This window comes from Arthrobacter sp. W4I7 (genome assembly GCF_030816215.1).
Classification (GTDB): Bacteria; Actinomycetota; Actinomycetes; order Actinomycetales; family Micrococcaceae; genus Arthrobacter; species Arthrobacter siccitolerans_A.
In genome coordinates this window covers 4,231,084-4,248,504 of sequence record NZ_JAUSXU010000001.1, presented here as the reverse complement: position 1 = coordinate 4,248,504, position 17,421 = coordinate 4,231,084, and the positions used below count along the sequence as shown (strand labels likewise).

Genomic DNA, 17,421 nt, shown 5'->3' with positions numbered 1-17,421 from the left:
CGACAGGCGTGTGCGGCTTGGGCGTGTCGCTATCAGGCAGTGGTCAACGGAGCAGTTCCACGTCCGAGACGAGCTCGATATGGGCCTGCATTGCTTCCGCCGCCGCTTCCGGATCCTGTGCGCGGATGGCCTCCGCGATCTTTCGATGCGAGGCGAGGGACTGTTCGGGCCGGCCGGGCTGGCCCAGCGATTCCATCCTTGTCTCCAGGATCATCTCGGCGATGAATGCCATGAGCTGGGCCAGCACACCGGAATGGGCGGCAGCGGTGATGGCCTGGTGGAAGAGTTCGTCGCCATGGGTGCCGCGGTCGCCGTCGTTGATCTCCTTGGACATGGCTTCCAGGGCGTAATCGATCGCCGAGAGGTCCTCATCGGTGCGGCGGGCAGCGGCGAGTGCGGCGAGTTTGACCTCGAGGGTGCTGCGCGCCTCCACGATCTCCGGCAGCCGGCTGCGGTGTTCGCGCAGTCCCTTGATGACTGAGGCAACGCTTGGCCGCCTCGCCAGCACGGCACCGGTTCCGTGCTGGACGTCGATGACTCCCAGTACCTCGAGGGCCACCAGGGCCTGGGCAAGGGTGGCCCGGGAAACGCCCAGGCGCTCCGCCAGGTCCCGCTCCGCGGGCAGGAGGTCGCCCGGCCGCAACTGGGCGGACTCGATGTACGCGAGGATCTGTTCCACCAGCTGTTCGTACAGCCGGGGGCGGGTCACCCGCTCCAGTCCAAGCCGTGCTGTCTTCTCCACAAAGCCCTCGCTACGTCGTAGGTCCCTCCAGACTACATGGCCCCTGCTATTGACAGATAGACTCACTGTCTAAGAGGCTAGTCCAGTGAGCCAGTTACTCACATCACACTTTTCGTTCCCCAACGGAGGACCAACGATGTCCGCTCCTGTCTTGTCGATCATCATCCTGGCGGCGATGTTCCTGCTTGCCACCGTCCTGCCCCTGAATATGGGCGCCCTCGCGTTCGTTGGTGCGTTCCTGCTCGGCACCGTGGTGCTGGGCATGTCCACCAACGAGATCCTGGCCAACTTCCCCGGCGGCCTCTTCCTTACCATCGTCGGCGTCACCTACCTGTTCGCCATCGCCCAGAACAACGGCACAATTGACCTCCTGGTCCGGGGCGCCGTCCGGCTCGTGGGAAGCCGGGTGGCCCTCATCCCCTGGGTGATGTTCGCCATCACCGCAGTCATCACGGCCGTGGGCGCACTGTCTCCCGCCGCCGTCGCCATCATTGCCCCCATCGCACTCACCTTTGCCGGCAAGTACAAGATCAGCCCGCTGCTGATGGGCATGATGGTGATCCATGGAGCCCAGGCCGGCGGTTTCTCGCCCATCGCCGTCTACGGCGTCACGGTCAACGGCATCCTCGCCAAGACCGACCTGGCCTTCAGCCCCACCGCGCTGTTCCTGTCCAGCCTCGTCTTCAACACCCTCATCGCGCTGGTCCTCTTTGTTATCCTGGGTGGCCGCGGACTGCTGTCCTCCCGCGTCGGCCACTTCGTGGAGCAGGCAGCTGAGGCCCGGATGGCCGTCAGCGTCGGCGCCAAGGGCGGCTCCGACGTGCCGTTCAAGGGCTTCGGTTCCGGGATGTACGGCCCGCGGGATCCCGCAGGCGACGGCGTCGGAGCCACCAAGGAGCGCTCCGAGCGGATCCCGCAGCTGGTCACCATCGCCGGCCTGATCGCACTGGCCGTCATCGCCCTCGGCTTCAAGGTGGATGTCGGGTTTGTGTCCATCACCATCGCCCTCGTGCTGGCGCTCGTCTCGCCGGCAGCCCAGAAGGGCGCCATCAACAAGATCAGCTGGTCCACGGTGCTGCTGATCTGCGGCATGCTGACTTTCGTCGGCGTGCTGGAGGAGGCCGGAACCATCGAATTCGTCTCCAATGGCGTGGCCGGCATGGGCATGCCGCTGCTGGCGGCCCTGCTCATCTGCTTCATCGGCGCCGTAGTTTCCGCCTTCGCTTCGTCCACCGCCATCCTTGCCGCACTCATCCCGCTCGCCGTGCCGTTCCTCTCCACCGGTGAGATCGGGGCCGTCGGTGTCATCTGCGCCCTCGCCGTCTCCGCCACCATCGTGGACGTTTCCCCCTTCTCCACCAACGGCGCGCTGGTGCTCGCCAACGCTCCCGAAGGCGTGGACAAAGACCGGTTCTACAAAAAGATCCTGGGCTACAGCGGGATTGTGATCGTGGCCGGGCCCGTCCTGGCGTGGCTGGCGCTGGTCGTGCCCGGATGGCTGTAGCGGACCGGTCATCACCTTCGAACTTCCAAGCCTGATCAAGAAAAGGAACCAGCCCATGAGCAGAACTGATACCGCAGGGGGTCCCCTGTCCGGCCACCTTGTTGTTGACCTGAGCCGGGCCCTGGCCGGTCCGCACGCCGGAATGATGCTGGCAGACCTGGGCGCCCGGGTCATCAAAGTGGAAAACCCCGGAACCGGGGACGATACCCGCGGTTGGGGCCCGCCCTTTGTTGGCCCCGCCGACGACCTTCAGTCCACCTACTTCATGTCCTGCAACCGCAACAAGGAATCGATCAGCCTGGACCTGAAAAGCGGTGACGGGCAGGAGGTGCTGCGGGGCCTGCTGGAGCGTGCCGATGTAGTGATCGAAAACTTCCGCCCCGGCGTGATGGACCGATTGGGCTTCTCGCCCGCGGCAATGCACGAGCTGAACCCGCGGCTGGTGATCCTGTCCATCACGGGCTTCGGCCACGACGGGCCCGAGTCGCAGCGGAGCGGTTACGACCAGATCCTCCAGGGTGAGGCCGGGCTGATGTCCCTCACCGGCTCCGGGCCCAACGATCCCCAGCGGGTGGGCGTTCCCATCGCGGATCTGCTGGCGGGCATGAACGGTGCGTTTGGTGTCCTGGCGGCGCTGGTTGAGCGGGAGCAGACCGGTCACGGGCAGGTGGTGCGCACATCCCTGCTGGCCTCCCTGATCGGGGTCCACGCCTTCCAGGGCACCCGCACCACGGTGGCGGGGGAAGTTCCCGAGGCCCAGGGAAACCACCATCCCTCCATCGCCCCCTATGGCCTGTTCAACTGCAAGGACGGGAGCGTGCAGATCAGCGTCGGCAGCGAAAAGCTGTGGTCCGCGTTTGCCGCTGCCTTCAGCCTCGACCCGGCGGCGCCCGGCTTTGCCAGCAACGCCGAAAGGGTGCGGAACCGCGCCGCGGTGATTGCCGCCGTCGAACGTGTCTTCGCGGACTATGGAGCTGCGGAGCTGCTGCAGAAACTGAACGACGCCGGGATCCCGGCAGGCAAGGTGCGCTCGCTTGACGAGGTGTACGCGTGGGAGCAGGTGGCGTCCCAGGGCCTCGTGGTGGATGTGGACCATCCGGTGCTCGGCAAGGTCAGCCTGCCCGGCCCGCCGCTGAGGTTCTTTGCCCCCGGTGACACTGCGGAAACCACCGTCACCGAACACGACGCGCCGCCGCTGCTGGATGAGGACGGGCCGGCCATCCGTGAATGGCTGGGCTTGGCAGCCGTTTCCGCGGGGGTTTCGTAGAGTGCCGACCGTCGAAAAGGTGCGGCACCTGAATGCTGCCGAACTGCTGGAAGCCGTGGTGGACGAGGGCTCCTTTGTCTCCTGGGACTCGCCGGCGCAGGAGCCCCCGCTGTCCGAGGAGTACTTTCGCGACCTGGCCAGGGCGCGGGAACGCAGCGGGACCGACGAATCCGTCATCACAGGCGCCGGGCTCATCCGCGGACGCCGGGTGGCGTTGATCGTCAGCGAATTTTCCTTCCTGGCCGGTTCCATCGGGCACGCTGCGGCCCAGCGGATCGTCGCCGCCGTCGAACGGGCCACGGCTGAGGGACTGCCGCTGCTGGCCGGTCCTGCGTCCGGTGGTACGCGGATGCAGGAGGGGACGCTGGCTTTCCTGTCCATGGTGAAGATCACCGGGGCGGTGCGGGCCCACCGCCAGGCCGGTCTTCCGTACCTGGTCTACCTGCGCCATCCAACCACCGGCGGCGTGATGGCCTCCTGGGGATCCCTGGGCCACATCAACGTGGCGGAGCCCGGATCGCTCCTGGGCTTCCTGGGCCCGCGGGTGTACGAGGCGCTGCACGGCGAAGCGTTTCCCGACAACGTGCAGGTGGCGGAAAACCTGTTCAACAAGGGCCTGATCGACGGCGTGGTGGAGCCGGCCGACCTTGCCGACCTCGTGGGCAGGGCCCTTGACATCCTCTGCGCCCGGCGCGGCACACTGCCGGAGGCGCCGGCCACGCTCGCTGTGCGGCCCGCTCCGGTTGACGCGTGGACTTCCATCGGCATTTCCCGGCGTCCCCGCCGGCCGGACCTGCGGCAGTTGCTCAAATACGGTGCCACCGACGCCCTCCCGCTGAACGGAACGGGGCAGGGGGAGAAGGACCCCGGACTCCTGCTGGCCCTGGCCCGCTTCGGCGGACAGTCCTGTATTGTCCTGGGGCATGCCCGCCCGCTGCGCAGGGAGGCAGCCGGGATGGGCCCCGGCTCCCTGCGGGAGGCACGGCGGGGCATGAAGCTGGCCGAGGAGCTGCGGTTGCCGCTGCTCACCGTCATCGACACTGCGGGCGCGGCCCTCTCGCAGGAGGCGGAAGAGGGCGGTCTGGCGGGCGAAATCGCGCGCTCGCTGCACGAACTTATCGGGCTGGAAGCACCGTCCGTCTCGGTGCTGCTGGGCCAGGGAGCCGGGGGAGGAGCCCTGGCGTTACTGCCGGCCGACAGGACCATTGCGGCGCAGCACAGCTGGCTGTCACCGCTGCCGCCGGAGGGTGCCAGCGCCATCGTCCACCGGACCACCGCACATGCTCCGGCCATGGCGCAGGCGCAGGGGGTGAATGTCGCTTCGCTCTACGCCAACGGCCTGGTGGACCATATCGTGGATGAACGGGACGATGCCTCGCTGGAACCCCAGGAGTTCTGCCGGCGGATGGCGCTCGCTATTGAGTACGAGCTGGGATCCGTGGCCGGCATTGCCGTGCCAGAGCTGGTGGCGGCCAGGTCTGCAAAATACCGGAGCCTGGGCGCCGGCTGAGCTGCCCAGGCTGCCTACCCGCAGTGGCACCTTCGCTGCGCGCCCTGGCTACTTCCGCTGGCTGGAGCGTGCTCGGTGGGCGTTTCTGCGAAGTTGCAGGATCCGGGCGCCGCCGGCCACGGCAACCAGGACGCCGCCGGCCACGCTGGCGATAAACAAGGCCATGCCCAGCGGGACGAATCCTTCAAGCGCGAAATAGCGGACAGCCACCTGCTCCTGGTTTTGCAGGATAAAGATGATCAGCAGGATCAGGAGTACCAGGGCGGCCACGACGGCGGCCCACACCACTCCGGTGCGGGTCACGGGTGCCTGGTTGGCGGCAGGCCGGGCGGCGGTTGAGGGCGTTGAGTCCGGTAGTGGCATGGAATCCGGTGACTGCGCTCCGGGTGCCGTTCCCTGCGCCTCCGGGGCCGGACCGGGGGTAGTTGTTGCATCCACGCGGGCGGGTGTTCCGGCAGCAGGCGGGTTGCTCCCGGCGTAATTTCCGGCGGGCTCCGGCTGTCCGGCTGGCGGGTAGTTTCCGGTGCTCATGCTGGTTCCCTTCCCAATACTCCTATAAACGCAATACTAAGCATGCTTATGGTCCCACCCTAGTAGGTGTCCTCGGAACAACACAACGGGAGGGACGCGCAACAGGAATGCAGATGCAGGCCCCCGCGCAGAACTAAGCAGCGGTTCATTGGCCGCAATGCCGGGTCAGATTCCGGATGGGCGCCGCTACGTTCCGGAGATTCGTTCGGCGTGCTCCCGCTCTTGCTCGCTCAGTTCCGCCCGGCCGCTCGCGAGGAGCGTCCAGCGGGAGACGGTGTTGTGGGGCGTGTCAAAGGCGCCCCATGCCAGGGCTCCGTCAATGAGCCCCCGCACGTCGCCTTCAGAAGCGGGCTGCGTGGCGAAGATGATCCGCAGCGAAACCACGTCCCCGTCCCGGGATAAGCCGGTGTAGTGTGCGGCAAGCGGGCATGGCGGCGGATGTTTCGAACTCCCGCACAAGGCAGTAGTGATGGCGGCGCCAGGTGCGGCAGGATCGGCAGCGGCGCCAGTCATCAGCAGGGTGGCGGCGTGCACATAAAGTCCGTTCATTCCACTGATCCTTTCGCCCCGGTCTTGCCGCTTGCCGTTCCCTGGTTGCCGCTTCGTTACTCCTGCTACCCGCCGCTCCTGCAACCTGCCGCCCCTGCAACCCGCCGCTCTTCCTCAAACGCAGCGGAAGGGCCTCCGGTGGAGTCCCTTCCGTTGTTTGCACCGTCAAGGCGTCAGACCCTCTCTTTGCTCTTTTCAGCCGAGGGGGTGCGGGGCGCTGGCGTCCTGCGCCAGTTGGGGAATGCCCAGAACGTGAAGTCCTGCGCCTTGACCGGCTTCTCCGGAGTTTCCGCCGGGGTTTCCTGCTTCGCCTCGGGCTGGCGGTCAGCTTCCTTCCTGATGCCCCACCCGAAGTCCTTGCTGGATGAATAGCACATCACAGGCCTCCTCATAGTGACTGCCCCTTAATCGTCCTCCTGATCGCCCGCGGAGTCGAGGCTATGGCGGTAAGAGCCGCGGCAGCGTCAGAAGCCCAGTTGCCGGGCCACCTGCAGCAGGAGCGCCTCCGACCCCATCCGCCCCACCAGCTGGATCCCCATCGGCAGCCCTTGGCCGGCCGCGCCGCCCGTCCAGTGGACAGGGATGGTGATGGCCGGGAGGCCGCACACGTTGACCATGGAGGACCACGGTGCGAATTCGCACTGTTTCCGGTAGTCGCCGTCGGCATCCCCTGCCCACTGCGCCGCCGGCCAGGGGGCACTGCCGTGTGCTGCTCCGGTGAACCAGCCCACCGGGCGCGGCGTCTGCGCGAGCGCCGGCATCAGCAGCAGGTCCCACTGCGCGTACTGGGTCACCGTGTCCCGCTCAAACTGCCGCAGGAACGCCAGTGCTTCGTTCAGCTTGGCGGCGCTGCGCTGTTGGGCCCGGCGGCGGAACGTCCGGGTCAGCGGTGCCAGCAGCGCTTCGCGGTGGGGGCTGATCCGCGCCGCGCCCACTGCCGCCGTCCACGCCGTGGTGAACGCATCCGGGTACCTGTTGTCGTAGCGGACGCCGGCGTCACTGAGCGAATGACCGGCACCCTCAAGGAGTTTTTCGCCCGCCCGGAGTGCGTCCAGGGCCTCCTGGTCCGGGGTGAACGGGAAGGTGCCGGACCAGGGACTGTCCAGCGTGACGCCGATCCGCAGCCGCGGCGGCTCCTGTTCCACCGCCTTGAGGTAGCTGCTTTCCGGAGACTCCGCCGGAACGAGTGCATCCATCATCAGGGCGGCGTCGGCGGCGCTCCGGGCCAGGGGACCGGCCGCTACCAGCCGGGCGGGGTCGCCCAGGCTTTCCCCGGCGGGCACCAGGCCCCGGCCCGGCTTCAGGCCCACCAGGCCGCACGCCGCGGCAGGGATGCGGATGGAGCCGCCACCGTCCGTTCCGGGCGCAAACGGAAGAAGTCCGGCGGCCACCGCTGCGGCGCTGCCGCCCGAGGAACCGCCTGAGCTCCTGCTCAGGGCATGGGGATTGCGCGACGGCGGCGCCACGCGGTTTTCGCTGTAGGCCGTCAGTCCGAATTCAGGCACCTGCGTCTTGCCCAGGGAGATCACGCCGGCTTCCTTCAGGAGCGAGACCAAGGGGCCATCGCTGACCGCGGGTTTGTGGTCCAGGGCGGCGCTGCCGTGGGTAGTCACCACACCGGCCACGTCGGTGAGGTCCTTGAAGGCCAGGGGCATTCCGTGCAGGAGGGGAAGCTCTTCCTGGGGAGTGCGGGCCCGGAGCGAGTCGGCGGCGCCCGCACTGCTCATCGCCTGCTCGGCCGTGACCGTGACAAACGCGCCCAGCAGGGGATTCTGCTCTTCGATCCGGGCCAGGAAGTGGGCCGTGACTTCCGTAGAGGAGACCTCGCCCTTGCGGAGGCTGTCCCGGAGTGCGACAGTGGATAATCCGTGAAGATCAGCCAAGGTACCGCGGCTCCATGGACTCCCGGGCCGCGCCGCTGGACATGGTGCCGGGCTGGTCTGCAGGCAACGTTCCTCCCAGGGTTCTTGCTACAACATGGTTCCCAAAGCCTAACGCGCAGTCCCTCGGGCAGGCAGGGGCGCGGGGATCAGGCTCAAGCGCGGGACCGGTCCCATGCAGCACTGGTGTCAGGGCCCGGGGCTGGTCTTAGGACCGGGCACTGGACCCAGAGCCGTACTAGGCTTAAAGCTGACCACGATCTGCCAGACAGGACTTTCCCATGAGCGATTTCGATACCGTCCGCGTCAACGACATTCCTGAAGACGCCGCGATCCTGGATGTCCGGGAGGACTATGAATGGGTGGCCGGCCATGCCGACGGCGCCGTCCACATCCCGCTGGACCAACTGCCCACCCGGCTGGACGAGCTCGATCCGGACCAGGACCTCTACGTCATCTGCCGGACCGGCGGCAGGTCCTTCCGCGCCGCGCAGTGGCTGACGGGCCAGGGCTACACCGCGATCAATGTCTCGGGCGGCATGGACCAGTGGCTGGAAGCCGGAAAGCCCCTGGTATCCGACAACGGCCTGAAGCCGCTGGTGCTCTGACCCGCCCCAAAGCGCCCCTTCGCCCGCAGCGCACACCTTTTCACTTTCACCGCGCCCCTTCAAAGGAGCCTTCATGCCCGCGTCCCGCCTCACCTATGCCTTCCTCGGGCCCGAAGGCACCTTCACGGAGGCCGCGCTGCTGCAGGTGCCGGGCGCTGCGCACGCCAGCCGCGTCCCGGCGTCGAACGTTAATGCCGCCTTGGACAAAGTGCGCGATGGTTCCGCCGACGCCGCCATGGTGCCCATCGAAAATTCTGTGGAGGGCGGCGTCACCGCCACCCTTGACGCCATCGCCACCGGACAGGAACTGCGGATCCTCCGCGAAGTCCTGGTGCCCATCAGCTTTGTCCTGGTGGCCCGGCCCGGCGTAGGGCTGCAGGACATCCGGCGGGTCTCCACCCACGGCCATGCCTGGGCGCAGTGCCGGCTCTGGATGGACGCCCATCTTCCGGACGCGGAATACGTGCCCGGGTCATCCACCGCTGCCGCTGCCCTGGGGTTGTTGGAGGAGGACTGCCATTACGACGCCGCGATCTGCGCACCGCTGGTGGCCGAGGAACAGCCCGGGCTCTCCGCGCTCGCCGGGAACATCGGCGACAATCCGGATGCCGTCACACGCTTCATCCTGGTCAGCCGCCCCGGCACCCTGCCGGAACGCACCGGAGCGGACAAAACCAGTGTGGTTGTTCCGCTGCCCGAAGACCGGCCCGGCGCCCTGATGGAGATCCTGGACCAGTTCGCCAGCCGTGGCGTGAACCTCAGCCGGATCGAGTCCCGGCCCACCGGGCAGTACCTGGGCCATTACTTCTTCAGCATCGACGCCGACGGCCATCTCGGTGACGCACGGGTGGCTGATGCCCTGGCGGGACTTCACCGCATCAGCCCTGCCACCCGTTTCCTGGGTTCGTACCCTCGGGCGGACCACCAGGAGACGGTGGTGAAAGCCCACACTTCGGACGGGGCGTTCCAGGCAGCGCAGGCCTGGGTGGCAGGGCTGCAACCCGGTCCTGCCCGCAGGGAAAGCGGTTCCGCCGCTTCGCCGACAGCGTAGGCAATTCCCTCTTTTACCACTTCCGCAGGCTGTGGACAATGCGTATGCTTACTTGATCCACATGGGGGATGGCCCCTAACGAAGGGAGCGGGTCATGACTACCAGCAGCACCGACAATGATGGCCAGGGAATGATCGTCAATCCCCGTCCCACCGCGGACAACCAGGATTGGGACGGCGACGACGCTGACCGTGCCGACCGCCTGCGCTTCGAAGAGGAACAGGCCATGATCCGCGAGCAGTCCGAGGCCCGTGCCGCAGCGAAAGCCGCCGCCGAGGCGAAAAAGGAAGCCAACGCCTGACAGTCCGGTTCGGCTGAATGCCGTTTAGCCCCGGGACGCCCCGCCCTTGACCCTGATCAATAACGAACGCGGTTCCACCTGGACAGTGACCTTGGTGGCCTCGCCTGCCGTGTCCCCGTCGAGCTGGGTGGGCATTGGTTCCGGGCACTTGATGACGATCCTGCCGGACCGGTAAATAGTCATGATGGGCAGCTTCCCGCTGTGCTTGAACATGATTTTGACGTACATCAGCAGCCAGCCGATGGCACTGCGCGGACTCATTACAACCACGTCCAGCATGCCGTCGTCGATCATGGCCTGCGGGATGAAGTCGATACCGCCGGGGACCAGGCCACAGTTCGCGAAGAGGACGCTGCGGATGTTGCGGACCTGGTCCGGGCTGCCGTCGAAGGAGATGGAGATCTTCTTCCGCCGGCCGGGCAGGTGGCGCATCCCTGCCTCCGTATAGGCCAGCCAGCCGAACGTCCTTTTCAGCCCGGCATTGGTGTCCGCCAGCACTTCTGCGTCCATGCCGATTCCTGCGATCACCAGGAATACGTGCTCGGATGAATGCCCGGTCCGTGAGTTCTCGATGCCCATCCGGGCGGTGTCGATGTGGCGCTGGTGGCCGAAGAGGGCCGTCTGCACGTTGCCGTGAAGGTCGTTGACGTCCAGGTCCACGTTGCGGGCCAGGAGGTTCCCGGTGCCCAGCGGGATAAGGCCCATGGCAACCCCGGTGCGGGTAAGTGACTCGGCCACGACGCGGACCGTACCGTCGCCGCCGCCCACCAGGACGACGTCGGGCTTGTGGGCCAAAGCCGCCTGCACCTGAGAGAAGCCGGGGTCCTCCGCCGTCGTCTCGTAGAAGACAGGTTCCTCCCAGCCGGCCGTCAGGCAGGCCCGCTGGATGGTGGCTTTTGTTTCGTCGGCGCGGGCTTTGATGGGGTTCAGTATCACGGCCACGCGTTGCTGGCTAAGGCCGGACTCGTACGCGTCCCCACCTACCGCACTGCGCACATGCAGGGCCTTGAGCCTGCGGACTCCCCACCAGCTGGAAATGGCGAAGGCAAGCGCCACCGCAATCAGCACGTAGAGAATCAGGTCGCTCATAGTGCCTCAACAGTATCCCGGCGGCACCTGCGCGTTCCGGCCCAGCGGCCCGCCGCCGTCGTACTCCTTCGGATTGGATACCCTTATGTGGTGATCGACGTAAAAGACCTCAGCGAAAACCCGGAGAAGTTCCGAGCCAGCCAGCGCGCCCGCGGCGCGGACGAATCAGTGGTGGACGCGATCATTTCCGCCGACTCCGCCCGCCGCGCGGCGCTGATCCGCTTCGAAAACCTGCGCGCCGAGCAGAACGCCTTCGGCAAGAAGGTGGCCCAGGCCAAGGGCGACGAGAAGAAGGCCCTGCTGGCCGAGGTCAAGGAGCTGGCCAATTCGGTGAAGGCAGCCTCCGCTGAAGCGGACGCCGCGCAGACCAAGCAGGAAGAACTACTGCGCACCATCCCGAACCTCATCGAGGACGGTGTGCCTGAGGGCGGCGAGGACGACTACGTAGTGGTCAAAACCGTTGGCACGCCCCGCGAATTCCCCGACTTTGAGCCCAGGGACCACCTGGAAATCGGCGAACTGATCGGTGCCATCGACATGGAGCGCGGCGCCAAGGTGTCCGGCGCGCGCTTCTACTTCCTCCGCGGCGTGGGTGCCCGGCTGGAGATGGCGCTGCTGCAGATGGCCATGGAACAGGCCATCCAGGCCGGCTTCGTCCCGATGATCACGCCAACCCTGGTGCGCCCCGAGACGATGCAGGGCACGGGCTTTGATGTAAAGCACGACGCCGAGATCTACCGTCTCGCCGAAGACGACCTTTACCTGGTGGGCACCTCCGAGGTGGCGCTGGCCGGGTACCACGCGGACGAGATCCTGGACTTTTCTGCCGGTCCCATCCGCTACGCCGGCCAGAGCTCCTGCTACCGCCGGGAAGCAGGTTCCCACGGCAAGGACACCCGCGGCATCATCCGCGTGCACCAGTTCAACAAGGTGGAGATGTTCATCTACACCACTGTTGAGGAGGCTGCGGCGGAGCACCAGCGGCTGCTGGCGTGGGAAGAGGAGATGCTGGCCAAGTGCGAGCTGCCGTACCGGGTTATCGACACCGCGGCCGGCGATCTCGGAACGTCAGCGGCCCGCAAGTACGACTGCGAAGCCTGGGTTCCCACCCAGGGCGCGTACCGCGAGCTGACCTCGACGTCCAACTGCACCACCTTCCAGGCCCGCCGCCTGAACATCCGCGAACGCGCCGTGAACCCGGAGGGGGTGGCCAAGGGCACCCGGGCCGTGGCCACCCTGAACGGAACGCTGGCCACCACCCGCTGGATCGTGGCGCTGCTGGAGCACCACCAGAACGCGGACGGCTCGGTGAACGTGCCCAAGGCGCTGCAGAAGTACCTGGGCGGGCTTGAGGTCCTCCCGGTTCTGTAGTTTCGGCTGGTCCTAAGCTTGTTCGCGGATCGGAATCTTGAAGGTTCGGATCCGCGAACAAGCTTCTGAACCCTGCCGTGCGCGGGGCTCCCCGTCCGCTGGCTTGTCCACATAGGCCGGCCTGTGCACTGACTGCGGGGCTTCTTCCCGTCAGCCTTGTGGCATGGAGATTCGGCCTGGGCTTATCGATTCCGCCGCTGTCCTGCGCACGCAGGGGACCACTGACGCCATCCACCGGGAGTTTCGGGCGGGACGGCTGGTCCGGATCCGCCGCGGTTTCTATGTCCGGACGGCGGACTGGCTGAGTGCAAGGCCTTCAGAGCGCTTTGCCTGGACGACGGCGGCCGTGGCCAGGTCAGTGAAGGGCGCGGTGTTGTGCGGGGAAACGGCAGCACTGGCCAACGGATTGCCTACGCTACGCACCCCGGGATGCGTGGAACTGGCCACGACACTGCCCGGGCGAAGCGGAGTCCGCCGATCGCCCCTGATGGTCCTGGGCGACGACCCAGCTGCCCGGCAGGCCCGGGAAAAGCGTTCGTATCCCCTCCGCTACTGCCTGAAGCCCCCAGTTGAAACTGTGGCCCGTGGGGAGTTCAGGTGCACCAGCCCGGTTCAGACAGCCCTGGACATGATGGTTGGCGGCAAGTTTGCTGAGGCCCTGGTGGTCGCCGACGGATTGGCGCGGATGTTGCATCGCCAGGGCATGCTTCAGGCGGACGCAAACCTGCTGGCCTTACCCCAAATCGTGGCCGGCATTTCGTCCCATCAGCACTCCTCGGCACGCCGCCGGGCCGAACGGGTGGCGGCCCTGGCGAGTCCGCTGGCCGAGTCCGTGGGTGAGTCCTACAGCCGTGCAGCCTTTGAGTTTCTTGGATTCGAGCAACCTGTGCTCCAGCACGCCTTCCGGGACGCCGACGGTTTCATCGGCAGGGCAGACTGCTGGTGGCCGCGGAACCGGGTTGTTGGGGAGTTCGATGGAAAGGCCAAATACGTAGAGGCCGCCGTGCGTGGTGCGGCCACTGCAGAGGAAGCCCTTTACCGGGAAAAGCTCCGCGAGGACCGCATCCGTGCGCTCGGCCTCGGCTTCGTGCGCTGGGGTTGGGCGGACGTGGAAGATCCGGAGCGGCTGAGGCGGAAGCTCCTGGCAGCGGGGCTGCGCCCACGAACCAGGGACCAGTTCGCGGATCCGGATCTTGAAGGTTCGGTTTCGCGAACAAGCCTGGGAGCGTAGGACCTGCGGGAGGTTAGCACCCACAACGGGGAAAACCTGTGGGTATTCACCAACTGTTCGATAATTCTGTGGCGTGCGTCCTAGCGGGTTTTTGGGGGTTTCTGCTCTACTTGATGGATGACAACGCTGACTGAAACCTCAGTCGCCGGCAACGATGACCGGCGAGACAACAACGAAAACAACAACGTAGACCAGAAGCTAATGATCGCCCTGGACGTGGACGGCACCCTGGTGGACCACGACGGCCACATGTCCCCGGCCGTTCGTGAAGCGGCGCAGGCAGTAGTAGCCGCTGGCCACGAGGTCATGATCGCCACCGGCCGGTCGCTCAACGCCATGCTGCCCATCATTGAAAATATCGGTATTGATCGCGGTTACGCGGTGTGCTGCAACGGCGGTGTGACGCTGCGGCTGCATCCGGAACTGGACAACGGCTACGAGGTCATCCACAAGGCCACGTTCGATCCGGCTCCCGCCCTCCGTGCCCTCCGCGAGCGGCTTCCGTCCGCCAAGTACGCGCTGGAGGACGAGGACGGCAACTTCCTGTCCACGGAACGCTTCCAGGACCCGAGCTTCGGTGTGGAGGCTGTGGGCGTCGACTTCCACACCATGCTCGAAGCCACCGCCGTCCGCGTGGTGGTGTTCAGTACCGAAAACACGCCGGAGGAATTTAACGAGGCCATCGAGCACGTGGGCCTTGCCGGTGTCACATACTCGGTGGGCTGGACGGCGTGGCTGGACATCGCGGCCGCGGGCGTCACCAAGGCGAGCGCGCTGGAGAAGCTGCGAGGCCGGCTCGGCATCGAACCGCACCTTACCGTGGCAGTAGGCGACGGGCGCAACGATATCGAGATGCTCAGCTGGGCCGGCCGGGGAGTGGCCATGGGCCAGGCTCCGGAGGAAGTGATCGCCGCCGCGGATGAGGTTACACACTCCGTGTACGACGACGGCGCTGCACACGTGCTTCGCAGCCTCCTTTAGTTGCCGGGGGACTGGCGGTGTCCTTGGTTCAGCTTGCGGCCGTGGCCGCCTGCGGCGTTTTAGCCGGCCTTGCCATCTTCCAGGCCGCCCTGATCAGCGGCGCTCCGCTCGGACGGTTGGCGTGGGGAGGACAGCACAAAGTCCTGCCCGCGGGCTTGCGGGTGGGAAGTGCGGTGTCGATAGTCCTGTACGCGGCTTTCGGGTACGCGGCACTCGCCAAGGCAGCCTTGGTGCCATCCCTGGGCAGTGAGGCTGTCACGGCGGTGGTCACCTGGGTGTTGGCAGCATATTTCACCCTCGGAGTGCTGATGAACGCAATATCGCGGAGCAAATCCGAGCGCGCCGTGATGACGCCGGTGGCCCTGGCGCTCGCCGTCTTCTACCTGGTCCTTGCCCTTAGCTGACTACCAGCCAGCCGCCTCACGCAAGCCTCGTTGTTCCGGCTGGTGCCAGCCTTCGGGCAGAATGGAAAGCATGACCCTGACGACGTTCGCCCTCATCCGCCATGGCCAGACTGACTGGAATGCCGAGCGCCGGCTGCAGGGAGCCACGGACATCCCGTTGAACGACGTCGGCCGTGCCCAGGCGCGTGACGCCGTCGCCGTTTTGTCCGCTTACGAATGGGACGCCATTGTGTCGTCGCCGCTGAGCCGCGCCGCCGAAACAGCCGACGTGATCGCGGCCGGGCTGGGGCTCAGCGAGGTCCGCCGCATGCCGGAACTTATCGAGCGGAGCTTCGGACCGGCGGAGGGGATGCAGGCGGGCCCGGAACTGGATGCCCTGCGCATCCCCGGGGGTTTCCGCGGCGCCGAAAGCGAGGAGGAGGCAGCTGACCGGGGACTGGCGGCACTGGAGGCACTGGCGGAGGAGTACCGCGGGCGGCGACTTCTCGTCGTCGCGCACGGGACGCTCCTGCGCGTGAGCCTCAGCCGCGCCGTGGGCAGCACGCTGAACAGCATCGACAATGCCGTCCTCAACCTGGCCCACCATCACGCGATTGACGGCTGGCAGCTCGAATACTTCAATGGCGAGCCTGTGATGGCCGCCAGCCAGGGCTGACGGCCGGCAACGCGGTACGGCCAAGCCACCAGCAGCTCAGCTAAAAGGCGACTCAGCCACACACCGCTCAATCACACACCGCTCAGCGACACAGCATCTCAGCCGAACAGTAGCGCGGCTCCGAGCAGCAGCGGGACGGACAGGACTGTGGTGATCACGGCGGTCGACTGCGCCAGCGCCTGCCCCACACCGTAGCGGATGGAGTAGAGGACCACGTTTTGTCCCGTGGGAAGGATGGCGCAGGCCGTGACCACGAACGTGCTGAACGCGTCGAGGTGAAAGACGAACGCCGCCAACGCCCAGGCAAGCGCGGGCTGGACCGCTGATTTGAGCACCACGGCGACAGTGGTGGGAGCGGCCTCGCCGGTGCCTCCGCGAAGGGTGAGGCCGTGCAGGGACATCCCGAAAATGATCAGCATCAGCGGCACCGTCATCTGCGCCGCCAGGGAAACCGGGGCGAGCACGAGCTCCGGTACTTCGATCTCTAAGGCGCTGAGCAGGATGCCCAGCATGGCCGCGACGGTCACGGGGTTCCGGAAGGGCGTGCCAAGGACCTTCCCTACCGAGGGCTTGGGCCCCTTCGGATCTGCCAGGTCCATGATGGTGAGCGCGACCGGTGTCAGCAGGGCCAGCTGGAACAGCATGATCGGTGTGACATACGTGGCGCTGCCCAGGACATAGACGGACAGCGGCACACCCAGGTTGGTGGAGTTCACAATTCCGGTGGACAGGGCGCCGATGACGGTCCGCCGGGTTCCCCAACGCCGCACCGCCCCGACTGTGGCAAAGATTGTCATGCAGGCGATGGCCGTGACAACGGAAATCAGGCCGGTGGCGCTCAGGACCTCGGTGATGTGCCGCGTGGCAATCATGGAAAACATCAGGCTGGGCAGCCCCACGGTGAACGACAACGCGGAAAGCACTTTCGTGCCCTGCTTCCCCAGCACGTTGTACCGGGCCAGGAGGTAGCCAGCCAGCAGCACCATACCCACAACAAAAAAGCCCTTCAGCACCCCTTCCAAAAGGCAGGCCTCAATTCTGTTCGGGGGAAAGTTTGCACTTGTAAACCTACCCGGCCGTGAGGACGTCAATGGCGCGGCGGCCCAGGCTGCCCTCAACGTGCCTTCGCATGCTCTGGCGCGCGAGTTCCGCATCGCCGGCAATGACAGCCCCGGCGATGCGGCTGTGTTCCTCCTGGACCCGCAGCAGGTCCTCGCGGGAAGCCTCCTGGCTTCGCAGCCCGATCTGGCGGTACCGGTCGGATTTGTCCCACAAGCCTTCGAGGATGCCGATGAGGAGTGGGTTGTGGGAAGCCAGATAAAGGGCGCGGTGGAAATCGCGGTGGGCCGTCAGGGCCCTGATGTCACCGGCGTCCTGCAGGGGCTGAAGTCCCTCAAGGGCGCCCTCAATTCTTGTAACGTCCGACGGCGTCCGGCTCTCCGCTGCAAGGGCGGCTGCCAGTGGGTCGAGGTTCTCGCGGATGACATACAAGTTGCGCGCTTCGTCGGCTGTCAGTGCGGCAACCCGGGCGTCACTGTGCGACTTGAGCTCCACCATCCCCTCGGCCGCCAGACGGCGGAGCGCCTCGCGCAACGGGGTAGTGCTGACGCCGATCTCCTGGGCGAGCCTGGACTGGCTCAGCACGGACCCCTGCTCCATCTCGCCCGTCAAAATGCGGCGGCGGAGTTCCTCGTAGGCGTACGCGTTCTTGGTGAGAACTGGGGGTTGAGCCACGGCCCCTCCTTCG

The 17,421-nt window shown here is 66.4% G+C and carries 19 protein-coding genes; 11 read left to right on the top strand and 8 right to left on the bottom strand.

What is annotated here, in order from left to right; all coding sequences use genetic code 11:
* Positions 1 to 43: 43 nt before the first annotated feature.
* Positions 44 to 742 (bottom strand): FadR/GntR family transcriptional regulator, encoded by a 699-nt coding sequence (locus QF047_RS19310; protein WP_307280390.1) that lies wholly within the window; start codon positions 740 to 742, stop codon positions 44 to 46.
* A gap of 136 nt (positions 743 to 878) precedes the next feature.
* Between QF047_RS19310 and QF047_RS19305 the strand changes: the two genes are divergently transcribed.
* From QF047_RS19305 to QF047_RS19295, 3 genes are read left to right on the top strand one after another with little or no spacing between them, the layout of a single operon-like run.
* Complete coding sequence (locus tag QF047_RS19305) at positions 879 to 2,246, top strand: SLC13 family permease (RefSeq protein WP_307280388.1); 1,368 nt, start codon at positions 879 to 881, stop codon at positions 2,244 to 2,246.
* A 55-nt stretch (positions 2,247 to 2,301) separates the two neighbouring features.
* Positions 2,302 to 3,513, top strand: a complete 1,212-nt coding sequence (locus tag QF047_RS19300; RefSeq protein WP_307280385.1) for a CaiB/BaiF CoA-transferase family protein — start codon at positions 2,302 to 2,304, stop codon at positions 3,511 to 3,513.
* A 1-nt stretch (position 3,514) separates the two neighbouring features.
* Positions 3,515 to 5,023 carry a carboxyl transferase domain-containing protein gene (locus QF047_RS19295; RefSeq protein ID WP_307280383.1) on the top strand — a complete coding sequence of 503 codons (1,509 nt, stop codon included), beginning with the start codon at positions 3,515 to 3,517 and terminating at the stop codon, positions 5,021 to 5,023.
* A gap of 48 nt (positions 5,024 to 5,071) precedes the next feature.
* On the opposite strand, the gene QF047_RS19290 is transcribed toward QF047_RS19295, so the two are convergent.
* The 4 genes from QF047_RS19290 to QF047_RS19275 all read right to left on the bottom strand — a co-directional run bounded on the left by QF047_RS19290 (position 5,072) and on the right by QF047_RS19275 (position 7,986).
* Positions 5,072 to 5,554, bottom strand: coding sequence for a lipopolysaccharide assembly LapA domain-containing protein (locus tag QF047_RS19290; RefSeq protein ID WP_307280379.1), 483 nt, complete (start codon positions 5,552 to 5,554; stop codon positions 5,072 to 5,074).
* Positions 5,555 to 5,740: 186 nt separating this feature from the next.
* Positions 5,741 to 6,103, bottom strand: coding sequence for a hypothetical protein (locus QF047_RS19285; RefSeq protein WP_306637604.1), 363 nt, complete (start codon positions 6,101 to 6,103; stop codon positions 5,741 to 5,743).
* Between the two features lie 173 nt (positions 6,104 to 6,276).
* On the bottom strand, positions 6,277 to 6,480 hold the full coding sequence (locus QF047_RS19280; RefSeq protein ID WP_306637605.1) for a hypothetical protein: 204 nt from the start codon (positions 6,478 to 6,480) through the stop codon (positions 6,277 to 6,279).
* Positions 6,481 to 6,567: 87 nt separating this feature from the next.
* On the bottom strand, positions 6,568 to 7,986 hold the full coding sequence (locus tag QF047_RS19275; protein WP_307280374.1) for an amidase: 1,419 nt from the start codon (positions 7,984 to 7,986) through the stop codon (positions 6,568 to 6,570).
* A gap of 278 nt (positions 7,987 to 8,264) precedes the next feature.
* Here QF047_RS19275 and QF047_RS19270 point away from each other — a divergent pair, with 278 nt between their 5' ends.
* From QF047_RS19270 to QF047_RS19260, 3 genes are all read left to right on the top strand, one after another.
* Entirely contained in the window at positions 8,265 to 8,591 is a 327-nt protein-coding gene (locus tag QF047_RS19270) for a rhodanese-like domain-containing protein (RefSeq protein WP_307280370.1), read from the top strand.
* 73 nt (positions 8,592 to 8,664) lie between these two features.
* The gene (gene pheA / locus QF047_RS19265) at positions 8,665 to 9,642 is read left to right on the top strand and encodes a prephenate dehydratase (RefSeq protein WP_307280368.1); all 978 of its coding nucleotides are present in this window, start codon (positions 8,665 to 8,667) and stop codon (positions 9,640 to 9,642) included.
* Positions 9,643 to 9,736: 94 nt separating this feature from the next.
* Positions 9,737 to 9,943 (top strand): hypothetical protein, encoded by a 207-nt coding sequence (locus tag QF047_RS19260; protein ID WP_142042714.1) that lies wholly within the window; start codon positions 9,737 to 9,739, stop codon positions 9,941 to 9,943.
* Positions 9,944 to 9,967: 24 nt separating this feature from the next.
* Here QF047_RS19260 and QF047_RS19255 read toward each other — a convergent pair whose 3' ends face one another.
* The gene (locus QF047_RS19255; RefSeq protein ID WP_306637609.1) at positions 9,968 to 11,032 is read right to left on the bottom strand and encodes a diacylglycerol kinase family protein; all 1,065 of its coding nucleotides are present in this window, start codon (positions 11,030 to 11,032) and stop codon (positions 9,968 to 9,970) included.
* Positions 11,033 to 11,122: 90 nt separating this feature from the next.
* Here QF047_RS19255 and serS point away from each other — a divergent pair, with 90 nt between their 5' ends.
* The 5 genes from serS to QF047_RS19230 all read left to right on the top strand — a co-directional run bounded on the left by serS (position 11,123) and on the right by QF047_RS19230 (position 15,674).
* Complete coding sequence (gene serS / locus QF047_RS19250) at positions 11,123 to 12,403, top strand: serine--tRNA ligase (protein ID WP_307280365.1); 1,281 nt, start codon at positions 11,123 to 11,125, stop codon at positions 12,401 to 12,403.
* 163 nt (positions 12,404 to 12,566) lie between these two features.
* Entirely contained in the window at positions 12,567 to 13,634 is a 1,068-nt protein-coding gene (locus QF047_RS19245; RefSeq protein ID WP_307280363.1) for a hypothetical protein, read from the top strand.
* 117 nt (positions 13,635 to 13,751) lie between these two features.
* Positions 13,752 to 14,615, top strand: coding sequence for an HAD family hydrolase (locus QF047_RS19240; RefSeq protein ID WP_307280360.1), 864 nt, complete (start codon positions 13,752 to 13,754; stop codon positions 14,613 to 14,615).
* A 17-nt stretch (positions 14,616 to 14,632) separates the two neighbouring features.
* Positions 14,633 to 15,019 (top strand): hypothetical protein, encoded by a 387-nt coding sequence (locus QF047_RS19235; RefSeq protein ID WP_307280358.1) that lies wholly within the window; start codon positions 14,633 to 14,635, stop codon positions 15,017 to 15,019.
* A gap of 70 nt (positions 15,020 to 15,089) precedes the next feature.
* The gene (locus QF047_RS19230; RefSeq protein ID WP_307280357.1) at positions 15,090 to 15,674 is read left to right on the top strand and encodes a histidine phosphatase family protein; all 585 of its coding nucleotides are present in this window, start codon (positions 15,090 to 15,092) and stop codon (positions 15,672 to 15,674) included.
* Positions 15,675 to 15,772: 98 nt separating this feature from the next.
* Here QF047_RS19230 and QF047_RS19225 read toward each other — a convergent pair whose 3' ends face one another.
* Both QF047_RS19225 and QF047_RS19220 read right to left on the bottom strand, forming a co-directional pair.
* The gene (locus QF047_RS19225) at positions 15,773 to 16,660 is read right to left on the bottom strand and encodes an AEC family transporter (RefSeq protein ID WP_307280355.1); all 888 of its coding nucleotides are present in this window, start codon (positions 16,658 to 16,660) and stop codon (positions 15,773 to 15,775) included.
* 82 nt (positions 16,661 to 16,742) lie between these two features.
* Positions 16,743 to 17,408: a GntR family transcriptional regulator gene (locus tag QF047_RS19220; RefSeq protein WP_307280353.1), complete on the bottom strand. Its 666-nt coding sequence runs from the start codon at positions 17,406 to 17,408 to the stop codon at positions 16,743 to 16,745.
* Positions 17,409 to 17,421: the final 13 nt, after the last annotated feature.

Excerpts from the sequence above, each read along its gene's own strand:
- QF047_RS19305 (WP_307280388.1), top strand. The coding sequence starts at position 879 with ATGTCCGCTCCTGTCTTGTCGATCATCATCCTGGCGGCGATGTTCCTG.
- QF047_RS19300 (WP_307280385.1), top strand. The coding sequence starts at position 2,302 with ATGAGCAGAACTGATACCGCAGGGGGTCCCCTGTCCGGCCACCTTGTT.
- QF047_RS19290 (WP_307280379.1), bottom strand. The coding sequence starts at position 5,554 with ATGAGCACCGGAAACTACCCGCCAGCCGGACAGCCGGAGCCCGCCGGA.
- QF047_RS19285 (WP_306637604.1), bottom strand. The coding sequence starts at position 6,103 with ATGAACGGACTTTATGTGCACGCCGCCACCCTGCTGATGACTGGCGCC.
- QF047_RS19280 (WP_306637605.1), bottom strand. The coding sequence starts at position 6,480 with ATGTGCTATTCATCCAGCAAGGACTTCGGGTGGGGCATCAGGAAGGAA.
- QF047_RS19270 (WP_307280370.1), top strand. The coding sequence starts at position 8,265 with ATGAGCGATTTCGATACCGTCCGCGTCAACGACATTCCTGAAGACGCC.
- pheA (WP_307280368.1), top strand. The coding sequence starts at position 8,665 with ATGCCCGCGTCCCGCCTCACCTATGCCTTCCTCGGGCCCGAAGGCACC.
- QF047_RS19260 (WP_142042714.1), top strand. The coding sequence starts at position 9,737 with ATGACTACCAGCAGCACCGACAATGATGGCCAGGGAATGATCGTCAAT.
- QF047_RS19255 (WP_306637609.1), bottom strand. The coding sequence starts at position 11,032 with ATGAGCGACCTGATTCTCTACGTGCTGATTGCGGTGGCGCTTGCCTTC.
- QF047_RS19245 (WP_307280363.1), top strand. The coding sequence starts at position 12,567 with ATGGAGATTCGGCCTGGGCTTATCGATTCCGCCGCTGTCCTGCGCACG.
- QF047_RS19240 (WP_307280360.1), top strand. The coding sequence starts at position 13,752 with ATGACAACGCTGACTGAAACCTCAGTCGCCGGCAACGATGACCGGCGA.
- QF047_RS19230 (WP_307280357.1), top strand. The coding sequence starts at position 15,090 with ATGACCCTGACGACGTTCGCCCTCATCCGCCATGGCCAGACTGACTGG.
- QF047_RS19225 (WP_307280355.1), bottom strand. The coding sequence starts at position 16,660 with ATGGTGCTGCTGGCTGGCTACCTCCTGGCCCGGTACAACGTGCTGGGG.